This is a genomic window from Kineococcus sp. GCM10028916 (assembly GCF_042674865.1).
Taxonomy (GTDB): domain Bacteria; phylum Actinomycetota; class Actinomycetes; order Actinomycetales; family Kineococcaceae; genus Kineococcus.
Window position 1 is genome coordinate 117,302 of record NZ_JBHTFM010000003.1, and the last position, 13,229, is coordinate 130,530.

15 protein-coding genes are annotated in these 13,229 nt (G+C 71.7%); 7 read left to right on the forward strand and 8 right to left on the reverse strand.

Annotated elements, in window-relative coordinates:
- Positions 1-18: 18 nt before the first annotated feature.
- Positions 19-861: a helix-turn-helix transcriptional regulator gene (locus tag ACFQ46_RS02935; protein ID WP_380257041.1), complete on the forward strand. Its 843-nt coding sequence runs from the start codon at positions 19-21 to the stop codon at positions 859-861.
- A 483-nt stretch (positions 862-1,344) separates the two neighbouring features.
- Here the strand turns inward: ACFQ46_RS02935 and ACFQ46_RS02940 are convergent, their stop codons facing one another.
- Entirely contained in the window at positions 1,345-2,013 is a 669-nt protein-coding gene (locus tag ACFQ46_RS02940; protein WP_380257043.1) for a GAP family protein, read from the reverse strand.
- 56 nt (positions 2,014-2,069) lie between these two features.
- Here ACFQ46_RS02940 and ACFQ46_RS02945 point away from each other — a divergent pair, with 56 nt between their 5' ends.
- The 3 genes from ACFQ46_RS02945 (at position 2,070) to ACFQ46_RS02955 (ending at position 4,132) form a co-directional block, all read left to right on the forward strand.
- Entirely contained in the window at positions 2,070-2,660 is a 591-nt protein-coding gene (locus tag ACFQ46_RS02945) for a TetR/AcrR family transcriptional regulator (RefSeq protein ID WP_380257045.1), read from the forward strand.
- A gap of 297 nt (positions 2,661-2,957) precedes the next feature.
- Positions 2,958-3,110, forward strand: a complete 153-nt coding sequence (locus ACFQ46_RS02950; protein ID WP_380257047.1) for a hypothetical protein — start codon at positions 2,958-2,960, stop codon at positions 3,108-3,110.
- Between the two features lie 314 nt (positions 3,111-3,424).
- Positions 3,425-4,132 carry a metal-dependent hydrolase gene (locus ACFQ46_RS02955; protein ID WP_380257049.1) on the forward strand — a complete coding sequence of 236 codons (708 nt, stop codon included), beginning with the start codon at positions 3,425-3,427 and terminating at the stop codon, positions 4,130-4,132.
- 342 nt (positions 4,133-4,474) lie between these two features.
- Here ACFQ46_RS02955 and mnhG read toward each other — a convergent pair whose 3' ends face one another.
- From mnhG to ACFQ46_RS02985, 6 genes are read right to left on the reverse strand one after another with little or no spacing between them, the layout of a single operon-like run.
- Entirely contained in the window at positions 4,475-4,837 is a 363-nt protein-coding gene (gene mnhG / locus ACFQ46_RS02960; RefSeq protein WP_380257051.1) for a monovalent cation/H(+) antiporter subunit G, read from the reverse strand.
- Entirely contained in the window at positions 4,834-5,112 is a 279-nt protein-coding gene (locus ACFQ46_RS02965; RefSeq protein WP_328293841.1) for a monovalent cation/H+ antiporter complex subunit F, read from the reverse strand. Before ACFQ46_RS02965 ends, mnhG begins: the two co-directional genes overlap by 4 nt.
- Positions 5,109-5,711, reverse strand: coding sequence for a Na+/H+ antiporter subunit E (locus ACFQ46_RS02970; RefSeq protein WP_380257053.1), 603 nt, complete (start codon positions 5,709-5,711; stop codon positions 5,109-5,111). Before ACFQ46_RS02970 ends, ACFQ46_RS02965 begins: the two co-directional genes overlap by 4 nt.
- Positions 5,708-7,297 carry a Na+/H+ antiporter subunit D gene (locus ACFQ46_RS02975; RefSeq protein ID WP_380257055.1) on the reverse strand — a complete coding sequence of 530 codons (1,590 nt, stop codon included), beginning with the start codon at positions 7,295-7,297 and terminating at the stop codon, positions 5,708-5,710. Before ACFQ46_RS02975 ends, ACFQ46_RS02970 begins: the two co-directional genes overlap by 4 nt.
- Positions 7,294-7,731 carry a Na(+)/H(+) antiporter subunit C gene (locus ACFQ46_RS02980; RefSeq protein ID WP_328293844.1) on the reverse strand — a complete coding sequence of 146 codons (438 nt, stop codon included), beginning with the start codon at positions 7,729-7,731 and terminating at the stop codon, positions 7,294-7,296. Before ACFQ46_RS02980 ends, ACFQ46_RS02975 begins: the two co-directional genes overlap by 4 nt.
- Positions 7,728-10,541 (reverse strand): Na+/H+ antiporter subunit A, encoded by a 2,814-nt coding sequence (locus ACFQ46_RS02985; RefSeq protein ID WP_380257057.1) that lies wholly within the window; start codon positions 10,539-10,541, stop codon positions 7,728-7,730. Before ACFQ46_RS02985 ends, ACFQ46_RS02980 begins: the two co-directional genes overlap by 4 nt.
- Before the next feature lie 95 nt (positions 10,542-10,636).
- Between ACFQ46_RS02985 and ACFQ46_RS02990 the strand changes: the two genes are divergently transcribed.
- The gene (locus ACFQ46_RS02990) at positions 10,637-11,047 is read left to right on the forward strand and encodes a helix-turn-helix domain-containing protein (RefSeq protein ID WP_380257059.1); all 411 of its coding nucleotides are present in this window, start codon (positions 10,637-10,639) and stop codon (positions 11,045-11,047) included.
- On the forward strand, positions 11,044-11,868 hold the full coding sequence (locus tag ACFQ46_RS02995) for a DUF1524 domain-containing protein (protein WP_380257061.1): 825 nt from the start codon (positions 11,044-11,046) through the stop codon (positions 11,866-11,868). The genes ACFQ46_RS02990 and ACFQ46_RS02995 overlap by 4 nt, the downstream gene beginning before the upstream one ends.
- A 7-nt stretch (positions 11,869-11,875) precedes the next feature.
- Here the strand turns inward: ACFQ46_RS02995 and ACFQ46_RS03000 are convergent, their stop codons facing one another.
- Complete coding sequence (locus ACFQ46_RS03000; RefSeq protein ID WP_380257063.1) at positions 11,876-12,283, reverse strand: ester cyclase; 408 nt, start codon at positions 12,281-12,283, stop codon at positions 11,876-11,878.
- A 35-nt stretch (positions 12,284-12,318) separates the two neighbouring features.
- On the opposite strand from ACFQ46_RS03000, the gene ACFQ46_RS03005 reads away from it, so the two are divergent.
- On the forward strand, positions 12,319-13,224 hold the full coding sequence (locus ACFQ46_RS03005; protein ID WP_380257065.1) for a TIGR01777 family oxidoreductase: 906 nt from the start codon (positions 12,319-12,321) through the stop codon (positions 13,222-13,224).
- Positions 13,225-13,229: the final 5 nt, after the last annotated feature.

Here is a 13,229-nt window from a genome sequence, read left to right on the forward strand (position 1 = left end):
CACAGCGCGAGGGGGACCATGGACATCGACAGGACGGGGTTGGCGCAGTTCCTGCGCCACCGGCGCGAGGCCCTGCAACCCCAGGACGTCGGTCTGCCCCGGGGGCAGCGGCGCCGTACCGCCGGGCTGCGACGTGAGGAGGTCGCCGCCCTGGCGCACATGTCCACGGACTACTACGCCCGGCTCGAGCGTGAGCGCGGGCCCCAACCGTCGGTGCAGATGATCGCTTCCATCGCCCAGGGGCTGCACCTGGGTCTGGATGAGCGTGACCACCTGTTCCGCCTGGCCGGGCATGAGCCACCGGTGCGCGGTGCCCTCAGCGAGCACGTCAGTCCCGGACTGCTGCGGATCCTGGACCGGTTGGAAGACACCCCCGCTGAGATCGTCACCGAACTGGGGGTGACCTTGCGTCAGACGCCGATGGGTGTCGCGCTGACCGGTGACGCCACCCGATGGAGCGGCCCTGCGCGCAGCCTGGGTTACCGCTGGTTCACTGACGCTGCGACCCGTGCGTGGTACGCACCGGAGGATCACGCGTTCTTGTCGCGGTTGTACGCCTCGCACCTGCGTGAGGTCGTCACCCGTCGTGGTCCCGGGTCCCGGGCGGCTGAGTTGGCCGATCTGGCTCTGGCGAACTCCGAGGAACTGCGGGCGTTGTGGGAGCTGCACGAGGTCGGTGTCCGCCCCGATGACGTCAAACGTTTCGTGCACCCGTTGGTGGGTCAGATCCAGCTGCACTGCCAGACGTTGCTGGACCCGCAGCAGTCGCACCTGCTGCTGGTGTACACCGCGGTCCCGGGGACGGAGGATCACGAGAAGCTGGAACTGCTCTCTGTTCTTGGTGCGCCGACCACGGCGTGAGTCGATCGAGAGCCAGCTCACGGACGACCTGGCTGACGATCAAGTCGGTCTGGGTCGGGGTGGTAGCGCCAGGTATGCGACCCCGGTGCACTTCGCGGCGCTGGAGGACCTCAGCACGGCGCTCGGTGACTCGTCCCCTGTGGCAGGTCGTGTCTGGGGCTGTTTCTTGCTCCGCTGCGGGCGAAAGAGCTTTACCCAAGGGGCAGGACCGCAGCGAGATCATCCGCTCGTACAACAGCTCAGTAACGGTCCGGCCCCTCCCCGAGGAACCGACTCAGTGGCCCATGGCCATCTGGTCGGTCAGGGCCAGCTCGAGCAGCTCCCACACACCCGGGTCGTCGAGGTAATCGGTGTGACCACCGATCTGCGGGCTGGTGATCATTCACCGCATCGCACGGATGCTATCCAAGCCGCTCACGCGGCCTGAGGATCCCCACAAACCCCAGAGTCAACCAAAACAGGCGCAGGGGCGTGCCGCACGAGTCAGAGGGTGAGCGCCAGAACCCCGACCACGGCGGACGCGAGCAGCAGCCCCAGGGTGGCCGGCACGGACCGCAGTTGTACCCGTTCACCGCCGAGACGGTCGTAGACCCGTTGCAGGCGAACGGTGATCTGGCGGCGCCAGGTGATGCCGGCGATCAGCAGGAGCAGGCAGGGCAGGCAGTACACGAGGCTGTACCCGGCGAGCACGAGCAGGCCGGTGCCGGTGGGAACGTCGGCGGCGTTGAGGCGCTCGATCGCGATCAGGTAGGGGAAGGCGTTGGGGAGGTCGGCCCCGGTGACCAGGACGCCGAGGGGGGCGGCGGTCCACGGCCCGAACCAGGTGGGCAGGACGACCGCGGCCCGGGTGCGGGTCCTCAGCCGCCGCAGGGCTGTGACGAGCAGGACGAGGGCAGCCAACAGCAGGGCGCCGCGACGGACCCAGGTAGCGGCACCGGCAACGGTGTCGCCGAGGGTGGCGCTGCCGAGGAAGAGCCCTGAGCCCACGGTCAGGACGATCACGTAGGCGCCGGTCACGTAGGCCAGGGCGGTGAGCGCCGGACGACGCAGGGGCGCGAGCAGGATCAGGGTGACCCCGGCGACGGTGGCGGGGTTGAGGGAGTCCAGGGCCGCGAGCCCGGCGATCGCCCACAGCAGTCCGGTCGTCAGCATGGTGGCGACGGTAACTCACATGAGACGCTGACGTCTCACGTGAGTACGATGCCGTCATGCCCGCCACCGCATCCCGTCCAGGCTCGGTCACCGATTCGACCGTGGTGGTCTTCGGTGACCCGGTGGCGGCAGCAGCCGCCCGGCACCTCGCGCTGGCGCCGGCAGCGTCCATGCAGGAGCTGGCCCAGGCGGCGGGGGTGAGCCGGGCGACGCTGTTTCGCCGCTTTCCCTCTCGTGCTGCGTTGGTGGCCGAGCTGTGCCGTACGGCGGCGGAGGCTTTCGTCAGCTCGGTGCAGGACGCCGCCCCCGAGGAGGGGAGCCCTCCGGAGGCGTTGCAGCGGGTGGTGCAGGCGCTTGGTCGGTTGTCCGCGGTCGTGGGCCTGTTGGGTCTGCAGCCGCTGCAGGAGAACGTGGAAGCCGCGCTGCTGGCGCGGACCGCGACGACGGAGGAGTCGCTGCGACAGCTGGTCCGGCGGGGTCAGGAGAGCGGGGACTTCCGCGTCGAGGTGGATCCGGAGTGGGTGCTGACGATGCTGACGTGGTTGCTGGTCGGTGCGGCCGACAGCGTGCGACTGGGGAGACTGACCGTCGGTGCTGCGCAGCGACACCTGGAGGCGACCCTGACCTCCACGCTCATCCGCTCCTGAGCGGTCGAGGCGGCCACGCACGTCTCCCGGTACGAGGACTTGACAGGCAAACGATCACTCGCACCGCGGGATGACCGTGAAGTCGCCGGCGCGCCCCGGTCTGCGGCGACCGTGACGTGTCTCAGGGGTGTGGCGTGCCAAGTCCGCCCGACAGTCGGGTTGCCGTTCACGATGCTGGGGCGGGCTCGGATGAGAAGGTCGGAGCACGGATCACCACTGCCGACGGAGGACACGATGACCCGCAACGCTCCCACCGCATCCTCGAGCTCCTCGACTCGCAACAGGGTTGCCGCACTCGTGGTCCTCGTGCTGGCGGCGATCGCCGCCGGGTTGTCGGAGCCGGTCATCGGTTCTCTGGCGTCGCGGGTGGTCTCGTGGGCTTGTCTGGGCGCTGCGGCCGCGGGTGGGCTCGTCGCCCTCATGCACCACCGCAAGGCTCGGCAGGGTTGACGGGTGGGTCCTGCAGCGGTGCTACCAGTGGGCCGAGGTGGGCGTTCGTGATCGTTCGCTTCTCGCCGTGAGCGGCAGGTCGGGCGATGTCCAGTCGGGTGCGTGAGCCAGTGCGTTGGTCGACGTCGTCAAGCACGTGGTGCCCCGCGCCGAGCCCGTCAGGTACCGAGAACGACCTGGCGCACGACCTCCCCGGCGCCACGTCACGGTCCTGCAGAACTGCCTCGACACCCCCGGACCTGCACGCTCGGTAAGGATCTCGACGCACCGTCGGTAGGCTGACCCCAGCTGATCTTGGAGGTTGGACGCACGTGATGGGCCCGGCGCACGCCGCCAGCGGGTTGGCGGCAGGGGCTCTCACCCTCGGCCTCGCGACGCACGTCGGCGTCGACGCCCCCCTCGAGCAACTCGCCTGGGTCGTGGGCTGGGGCGGGTTCGCCTACCTGCCCGACCTCGACCAGAAGGGCTCCACCGCGGGCTCCATGTGGGGACCACCGACGAGGCTGCTCTCCCGTGCGATCGGGGCGCTCGCCGTCCGCCACCGCGGCGGCACCCACGACGTGATCGTCGCGCCCCTCGTCTTCGGGATCCTCGCCGCCGTCGCCGCGGACCACCGCTGGTCCGCCCTGGTGGTGCTGGCGCTCGCGATCGGGCTGGCGCTGCACGCCGTCGCGCAGCTCGTCCCGGGCAACGCCGAGAAGACCGCGCTCGGGAACCTGCTGATCTCGGGGCTGGGTGCGTGGTGGCTCACCGCGCAGGGGGTGGTGCTGCCCTGGCTGCCCGTCGCGGTGGCGGGTGGGATCGTCGTCCACATCGCGGGTGACGCGTTGACCACCGACGGTGTCCCGCTGCCCTTCACGACGTGGCTCCGCGGACGCAAGCGGACGGTCGGCCTGCGGCTCTTCGACGCGGGGCGCGGTCCGGAACCGCTGCTGCAGTACCTCGTCTTCCCGGCGTTGACCCTGCTGGGTCTGGTGCGGCACGTCGGCCCGGTCCGGGAGCTGCTCGCGCCGCTGCTGTGAGGGTGCGTGCGGGCTACCCGCCCGGCAGCATCCCGGCGTCCCGGGCGGCCGCCACGACGGCCGCCGTGCTGGCGACGCCGAAGCGTTCCCGCAGGTCGACGACGGTGGAGCTCACGGTGGGGACAGGGCGAGTTCCGCGCCGGCGGTGGTGAGGGCGCGTCCGTCGGCGACGAGTTCCAGCAGCCGGGCCTCGGTGCGCGACAGCCGGGGGAACTGGTGGTCACCGGTCACCGGTCACTGGTCGATCCCTGTCGCCGTGGGCCTCGACTGTGACGCTACGTCAGGGTTCGGTGACCGCACCAGGGGGGCTCGGCCCACCGGTTCGCCCGGGACGGCAGTTCCTCAGGACGGTGAGCGTTCCTCCTCCGCCAACCGTTCGGCGAGCTCGTCCCGGTCGAGCATCGCCGGGTCGACCTGACCCGTCCGGTACGCCGCGCGCCCCACCATGTGCGCCGCGACCGGCACGGTCAGCAGCTGGAACGCGCCGATCGCGACGAGCGTCGCGACGTCGGTCCCCTGCCGCAGCTGCAGCCCGACCCCGGTCAGCGCCAGCAGCACCCCGAGCACCTGGGGTTTCGCGGTCGTGTGCATCCGGGCCAGGACGTCGGACAACCGCAGCAACCCGATCGCGGCGAGCAACGTGAGCAGGCACCCGAGGAGCAGGCACACCGCGGAGACCACATCGGCGATCAGCGACCAGTTCACCGTTCACCCCTCTCTTCCGGAGATTCCTTCGACGCGTAGCGCGCCACGCTGACCGATCCCACGAAGCCCACCAGCGCGAGGACGACGATGACCGGCAACGTCGTCGCGTGCCGGTTCGCCGCGGCCTCGACGCACAGCGCGATGACGACGATCGCGACGAGGACGTCCAGGGCGACGACCCGGTCCAGCATCGTCGGACCCTTCGCGACCCGCAGCAGCGCGAGCAGGGCCGCGATCGTCAGCATCGCCAGGCACGCTCCGACGACGACGGTCATCGCGGACTCCTCTCGCACAGGGCGGCCGAACCGTCCGCGCGGCAGCGCTCCAGGTACTCGGCGTAGGCCGCGGGTTCGGCGAACGTCGTCATGATGCGGCGCTCGGTGAGCAGGACCTCGCGGCGGATGCGTTCCCGGCCCTCCTCGCCGGTGACGCCCAGCGCGTGGATGTAGATGGACCCCTGCCCGCCCCGGGCCGACGGGGCCCCGATCTCGACGACGACGCTCCCCGGGACCAGCGACACGAGTTCCGCGGTCATGGCGACGAACAGGTCGGAGCCGCTGTGCAGCGGGACGCGCACCACGGAGTTCCGCGGCTGGCGGCCCGGCCGGACCGCGAGCCACGCGACCTGACCGCTCGCCGCGACCAGGTCGACCAGGAACCGGGCGAACAGCGCGACGATCCGCAGCGGGCGGACGCGCATCCCGAACCGCACCCGCGGCAACGGCAGGACGATCGTGACGAGCAATCCGAGCAGGGTTCCCGAGATCACGTTCGCCCACGACACGTCACCCCACAGCAGCAACCACAGGACGACCAGCCACACCAGGATCGGCAGGCTGACGCGTTCGCGCAGCGAGATCACTGTCGCGCTCACTCGGCGACCTCCGGGACCCGGTCGTGCAGGACGGTGGACGTGTAGGGCGTGCGGTCCAGCAGGTCGCGCGCCGCGCGGTCGCTGATCCCGAACAACGGACCTGCGACGAACGTGATCCCCACCCCGACGAGGACGAGCGCCGCGGTCGGCACCAGCATCCCGACCGGCGTGCGGACCCCGACCTCGGTGGCCGTCGCCAGACCGGTGTTCCCGGCGTCGTCCGGGTTGTCCTCCGGATCGACCAGGGGTTCCTGCCAGAACGCCCGGTTCCACACCTTGGCGATCGCGTACAGCGTCAGCAGGCTCGTGACCACGCCCCCCGCGACCAGCCCGTAGGCCAGCGGGGTCCCGACGTCGACGCCGGCCTGCAGCAGACCGAGCTTCCCGAGGAACCCCGAGAACGGCGGGATCCCCGCGAGGTTCATCGCCGGGACGAAGAACAGGACGGCCAGCAGCGGGGCCTTCTGCGCCAGGGCCCCGAGGGAGTCCAGGGACGTGCTGCCGGAGTGGCGTTCGACGAGACCCGTCACGAGGAACAGCGTCGTCTGCACGGTGATGTGGTGGGCGACGTAGAACACCGCACCGGACAACCCGGCCGTCGTCCCCAGCGCGATCCCGAACACCATGTACCCGATGTGGCTGACGAGCGTGAACGACAGCAGACGTTTCACGTCGTTCTGCGCGACCGCGCCGAGGATCCCGACGACCATCGTCGCCAGCGCCACCCACAGCAGCAGGGTGTTCGCCTCGCTGCCGGGGAACAGCAGCGTCTCGGTCCGGATGATCGCGTAGACGCCGACTTTCGTCAGCAACCCGGCGAACACCGCGGTGACCGGCGCGGGCGCCGTCGGGTAGGAGTCGGGCAGCCAGGCCGAGAGCGGGAACACCGCGGCCTTGATGCCGAAACCGACGAGCAGCAGCAGGTGCAGCACGAGACGCACGTCGGGGTCGATCTCCTGCAGCCGGACGGAGAGTTCGGCCATGTTCACGGTGCCGGTCGCCATGTAGACCAGCGCGATCGCGGTGAGGAACACCATCGACGACAACAGGCTGACGACGACGTAGGTCGTCCCGGCCCGGACCCGGGCCTTCGTCCCGCCCAGGGTCAGCAGGATGTAGCTGGCCGCCAGCAGGATCTCGAACCCCACGTAGAGGTTGAACAGGTCCCCGGACAGGAACGCGTTCGACACCCCGGCCGAGAGCACCAGGTACGTCGGGTGGTAGATCGAGACGGGTGTCCCCTCCTCGCCGTCGGCGACACCCTGCGCGAGGGAGTACACGAGGACGGCGAGGGTGACGACGGAACTCACGACGAGCATGAGGGTCGACAACCGGTCGGCGACCAGCGGGATCCCGAGGCGGGCGGGCCAGCCCCCGACGTCGATGGAGTAGGTGCCCGTCCCGCGGTCGGTGAGGACCAGCATGGTGATCGAGGCGATCACGACGATGCTCAGCGCGGTGACGCTGATGGTGCGCTGCGCCCGCGGTCTGCGTGCGAGGGCCAGCGTGAGGCCCGCCGCGAACAGCGGCAGCACCACGGGCAGGGGCAGCAGGACGCGCGGCCACTCGGTCGCCAGGTCGGTCATCTCGAAACCCCCTCTCCCTCGTCCTCGCTGGTCTCGTGGGTGTCGTCGTCGTAGCTGCCGGACGTCTCGTCGAGTTCCGCCCGCCGCACGATGCGGCGGTCCTCGACGTCGTCCTGGACCTCGTCGTGGCCGTCGATCTGCCAGCTCCGGTAGGCGAGCGCGAGGACGAACGCGACCATCCCGAGGGTGATGACGATCGCGGTCAGGACCATCGCCTGCGGCAGCGGGTCGCTCATGTTCTCCGCCGTGGTGCCCCCGCCGAGGATCGGCGCGCGGCCGGGTCGGCCGCTGGCCACCAGGTAGAGCACGTTGATGCCGTTGCCGAGCAGGACGACCCCGATGAGGACGCGGGTCAGCGTGCGTTCCAGCAGCAGCGAGACGCCGCTGGCGACGAGCACCCCGGAGATGACGATCAGCGTCAGGTTGGGGCTCACGCGGAGACCTCCTCCTCGATCTGGCGGTCGATCTCGGCGCCCAGGCTGCGGATGACGTCGACGACGAGGCCGATGACGAGCAGGTAGACCCCGACGTCGAAGAACACGGACGTCACGAGCTTCACGTGGCCGAGGACGGCGACGTCGAACTGGATGATCGCGGTCTGCAGGACGTTCCCGCCGAGCAGGATCCCGACGAGGCCGGTGCCGGCCGACAGGAACAACCCGCAGCCCAGCAGCCAGCCCGCGTTGATCGGGACCGCGGTGTTGAACTCGTAGCGACCCCCCGCGAGGTAGCGGACGACGAGCGCGAGCCCCGCCACGAGCCCGCCGGCGAAACCCCCGCCGGGGGCGTTGTGCCCGGAGAACACGAGGTAGAGCGACAGCACGACGATCGCGTGGAACGTCAGCCGGGTGACGACCTCGAAGACCACCGACCGGCGTTCCGGCGAGACGGTGCTGCCGGCCGGGAGCCAGTTCGCGAGCCGGCTGCGCTGAGGCGCCTCGGGGGCTTCCTCGTAGTGCGCGGCGAGGGCCCGGTCGATCGAGCCCATCCGGCGGCGGAACACCAGGCTCGCGACGCCGGTCGCCGCGACGAGCAGCACCGAGATCTCACCCATGGTGTCCCAGGCGCGGGCGTCGACGAGGGTCACGTTGACGACGTTCTTCCCGCCGCCGTAGGCGTAGGCGAACTCGGGCAGCCGCAGCGACGTGGGGGTCGCGACCCGCGCCCCGGAGGCGACGAGGGCGAAGCAGGACGTGCAGGTCCCGACGGCGATCCCGATCGCGATCCGCACCCAGCGCGTCCCGACCAGCGGCCGGGAGGAGAAGAACGGGGGGAGCCGGCGCAGCGCGAGGACGAACACGACGAGGGTGATCGTCTCGGCCAGCGCCTGGGTGAGGGCGAGGTCCGGGCCGGCGTGCAGGACGAACAGCAGCGTGACGCCGTAGCCGGTGACCCCGGCGAGCATGACCGCCCGCAGCCGGCGGCGGGCCCGGACGGTGAGGACGGCGGCGGTGACGACGACGATCCCGACGAGCACCTGCCCGGCGTTGTCGGCGAGCACGACGTCCGCCGGCCACGGCCGGTTCCAGAACAGCGCCCCGCCCGGCACGATCACGACGACCAGCAGGATCGAGGCCAGGTAGATCGGCAGCGAACCACGCTGGGTCGCGCCGGTGACCTCGACGGCGACGCGGTCGACGGCGTGGACGCTGCGCCGGTACGCGCGGTCCGCTCCGACGGGGTGGGGCATCCGGGCCTGGAACCGCTCCACCGCGGAACGCCCCAGGAACAGCGCGGCGGCCAGCGCGAACGTCAGCACGGTCAGCCCCAGGGTGGGCGTGAACCCGTGCCAGAGCGCGAGGTGCTCGGCCTCCTCCCCGGAGTTCTCGTGCGCGACGAGCGCGGCGGGGCGGTCGAGGAACCTCGCGAGCGGTCCCATCAGCAACGTCACGGCGGCGAGGACCAGCGGTGCGGCGATCAGCCCGGCCGAGGGCCGCGCGGCGGTCGAGTCGGGGACCCCGGGTTTGCGGCAGAACGTGCCCCACACGAACCGCGCCGAGTACGCCGCGGTGAGCACGGACCCCAGGACCAGCACGGCGAGGATCCACGGCCGGTCGTGCGTGAACGCCGTGTACGCGGCCTCCTTCGCCACGAACCCCGCGGTGATCGGCAACCCGGCCATCGACGCCGCCGCGATCGTCCCGACGACCGCGAGCAGCGGCATCCGCCGTCCGAGCCCGGAGAGTTCGCGCAGGTCGCGGGTGCCGGTCTGGTGGTCGACGATCCCGACGACGAGGAACAGCGCGGCCTTGAACGTCGCGTGGGCGACGAGCAGGGCGATCCCCGCGCTCGCGGCGGCCTGCGTACCGGCCCCGACGAGCACGACGAGGAACCCCAGCTGGGAGACGGTGCCGAAGGCCAGCAGCAGCTTCACGTCGTGCTGGCGCAGCGAGCGGTACCCGCCGACGAGCATCGTGGCCAGGCCGAGTCCGATGACGGTGGTCTGCCAGGCGGGGAGAACCGCTGCGGCGGGGGCGAACCGCGCGACGAGGTAGACGCCGGCCTTCACCATCGCGGCGGCGTGCAGGTACGCGCTGACGGGGGTCGGGGCGGCCATCGCGGCGGGCAGCCAGAAGTGGAACGGGACCAGGGCGGACTTCGAGACCGCACCGACGAGCACGAGCACGACGGCGACCGTCGCGGCCGTTCCCGTCGGGAAGTCCGCCAGCAGTTCCGACATCCGGTAGGTGCCCGCGCTCTGGCCCAGCACGATCAACCCGACGAGCATCGCGAGCCCGCCCAGCGTCGTCACGACGAGGGCCTGGGTGGCGGCGCGCCGCGCCGCCTTCTTGTGCGAGTCGTAGCCGATGAGCAGGTACGAGAACACCGTCGTGAGTTCCCAGAACACGTACAGCTGCACCAGGTCGTCGGCCAGGACGAGGCCGGTCATGGCGCCGGTGAACGCGGTCAGGACCGCCGCGAACCGCGCGGTCCCGGGGTCGTCGCGGTGGAAGTAGCTGCCGCAGTAGAACAGCACGAGCGCGCCCACGCCGCCGACGAGCAGGACCAGGACCCAGGACAGCGGGTCGAGGCGGAACGCGAGTTCGGCGTCCAGCGAGGGGACCCACGGGACGAGCAGTTCCGGGCCGTTCCCGGCCAGGACGGCGGGGCCCTGGACGGCGGCCCAGACGGTCGTGGCGGTCGGGGCGAGGGCGAGCAGGGCGAACGCGCGCCGGTCCAGCCACCGCACCAGGGGCACAGCGAGGACCGCGGCGACAGCGTGGACGATCAGCAGTGTCAGCACGGCCGGTCCTCACGATCGGGGGGCAGGTCGGTTCGCACAGCCTACCCCCAACTTTCGTTCTGTTCGATTCGAGACGATCCTGTTACCGTGGCGGGGTGTCGTCCACCGTCGCCTGTCACGGCGCTGAGGTCACCGTCCGCCCCGCTCTCGAGGGGCTGACCGGACTCGCTGAACTGCTTGCCTCGCAACCGGACAGCCCCCTGGTGCTGAAGGTCGGACGGCGTTCTGCCGCGGTGCCCGCGGAACTCGCCGCCGCGTTGCGCGAGGCCGTGATCGCCCTCTCCCACGGCGAGGCCGTAACGCTCACCCCGCACGAGGCCCTGCTCACCACCCAGGAGGCCGCGGAGGTCCTCGGCGTCAGCCGGCCCACGATGGTCCGGTTGCTCGAGTCCGGCGCCCTGCCGTTCACGAAACCCGGGACGCACCGCCGGGTCCGTCTCGAGGACGTCCTCGACTACGCCGAGCGCCAGCGCCACCTGCGCACGCCCGGACCCCGCCCCGCGTGAGGCTCACGTTCCGCCGCGCACGGGCCGGTGACCGGGGGGTGCGACGGGTCCGACGGGTCCTCGCGCTGGGGTTGGCCGGCGTGCTCCTCGCCGGGTGCGGCACCGCGAAGGACGACGCACCGGTCGACCCCACGCTCGACGCCCTCACCGTGAAGGGCCGCGCCGCCAAGACCGGCTACTCCCGCGAGGAGTTCGGCAACGGCTGGGTCGACACCGACCACAACGGTTGCGACACCCGCGACGACGTCCTCGCGCGCGACCTCACCGACATCACGTTCAAACCCGGCACGCAGGACTGCGTCGTCCTCACCGGAACCCTCGACGACCCCTACGGCGGCGCGACGATCTCCTTCACCCGCGGCCAGGGCACCAGCGAGGCCGTGCAGATCGACCACGTCGTCGCCCTGTCCGACGCCTGGCAGAAGGGCGCGCGGTCCTGGGACGCCGCCAAGCGCGTCGAGTTCGCCAACGACCCGCTGGAACTCCTCGCCGTCGACGGCCCGATCAACTCGGCCAAGGGTGACGGTGACGCCGCGACCTGGCTCCCCCCGGACCGGGGTTACCGCTGCACCTACGTCCAGCGCCAGGTGGAGGTGAAGGCCAAGTACGGGTTGTGGGTCACCCCGGCCGAGCGGGACGCGATGGCCGGGGTCCTCGCCGGCTGCCCCGCCACCTCCACTTCCACCGCCACCTCCGCGCCCCCGGTGGCGTTCACGAGCTGCGCCGCCGCCCGCGCCGCCGGGGCCGCCCCGCTGCACCGCGGCGACCCCGGTTACAGCACCGACCTCGACGGCGACGGGGACGGCACCGCCTGCGAGTGACCCGCGGTCACGACCCGCCCGTCGCCGTCAGCGCGTCGCGCACCACGGGGAACAGGTCGCCCCAGCAGTGGACGATCCGGCCGTCCCGGATGCGGTAGACGACCAGTTCCTGCACCTCGATGGCCCGGCCGGTGGCGGCGACGCCGCTGAACGTGCCCGTGTGGGTACCCCGGCCGGTGAGGCGCGCGCAGACCGTGTCCCCCTGGACGAGGAGCTCCTGCAGGTCCCAGCGGTAGTCGGGGAAGCCGCGGACGACCGCGGCGACGCCCTCGACGTAGGCGTCGATCCCGTCGGTGGGCCCGGACCCGCTGACGTCCGCGGCGACGAGGTTCCGCAGATCGTCGAAGCGGCGTTCGTTGCAGGCGGCCAGGTACTGCTCGTAGACGGCGACGACGTCCGAAGGTTCTCCAGTCATGCCCACATCCGATCACCTCCCCCTAACCTGCGGTGGTGAAGATCGTCATCGCCGGCGGGTCCGGCGCCCTGGGCCGACGCTTGAGCGCGCACCTGACCGACGCGGGTCACGAGGTCGTCGTCCTCACCCGCCGACCCGTCGACGGCCCGCACCGCCAGGTCGGCTGGGACGGGCGGACGCTCGGCCCGTGGGCGCGGGAACTCGAAGGGGCCGCGGTGGTGAACCTCGCCGGCGAACTCGTCGACCGCCGCCCCACCCAGGCGAACGTCGACCTGCTCACCTCCTCCCGCGTCGACCCGACCCGCGCCCTGGCCGCCGCGGCGGCCACCCTCGACGAACCCGTTCCCGTGTGGGTGCAGGCCAGCACATTGGCCATCCACGGTGACGCGGGGGACCGGCTGATCACCGAGTCCTCCCCGCCCGCCGACGGCCCACCGCAGATGGCGGGCGTCGCGACGGCTTGGGAGTCCGCCGCCGCCGGCGTGAACGCCCGACGTCAGGTGGTGCTGCGCACCAGCATCGTCCTCGACCGGGGAACCCCCGCGCTGGACCGGCTCGCGTGGCTGACCCGGATCGGCCTCGGCGGCCGGGTCGGCAGCGGCCGGCAGTGGTTCAGCTGGATCCACGTCGACGACTGGCTCCGGGTCGTGTCGTGGTGCCTGGGGTCCGAGGAGCCCCCCGAGGGAGTGCTCGTGGTCACCGCCCCGAGCCCCGTGCGCAACGCCGAACTCATGCGGAGCCTGCGCCGCGTCCTGCACCGCCCGCCGGCCCCGCCGACCCCCGCGCCGCTGCTGCACGTCGGCGCCGTCCTGCTCCGCACCGACCCAGCACTGGGACTCACGGGCCGCCGGGCGGTGTCCGCGAAGCTCGCCGCCGCCGAGTTCCGCTTCACCCACCCGCACCTGGACGGGGCGCTGGAGGATCTGCTCGCGCGTCGGTGACGGCC

Bases quoted from the DNA above. Each gene is read 5' to 3' on its own strand.
- ACFQ46_RS02935 (WP_380257041.1), top strand. From the start codon at position 19: ATGGACATCGACAGGACGGGGTTGGCGCAGTTCCTGCGCCACCGGCGC.
- ACFQ46_RS02940 (WP_380257043.1), bottom strand. From the start codon at position 2,013: ATGCTGACGACCGGACTGCTGTGGGCGATCGCCGGGCTCGCGGCCCTG.
- ACFQ46_RS02945 (WP_380257045.1), top strand. From the start codon at position 2,070: ATGCCCGCCACCGCATCCCGTCCAGGCTCGGTCACCGATTCGACCGTG.
- ACFQ46_RS02955 (WP_380257049.1), top strand. From the start codon at position 3,425: ATGGGCCCGGCGCACGCCGCCAGCGGGTTGGCGGCAGGGGCTCTCACC.
- ACFQ46_RS02965 (WP_328293841.1), bottom strand. From the start codon at position 5,112: ATGACCGTCGTCGTCGGAGCGTGCCTGGCGATGCTGACGATCGCGGCC.
- ACFQ46_RS02975 (WP_380257055.1), bottom strand. From the start codon at position 7,297: ATGACCGACCTGGCGACCGAGTGGCCGCGCGTCCTGCTGCCCCTGCCC.
- ACFQ46_RS03000 (WP_380257063.1), bottom strand. From the start codon at position 12,283: ATGACTGGAGAACCTTCGGACGTCGTCGCCGTCTACGAGCAGTACCTG.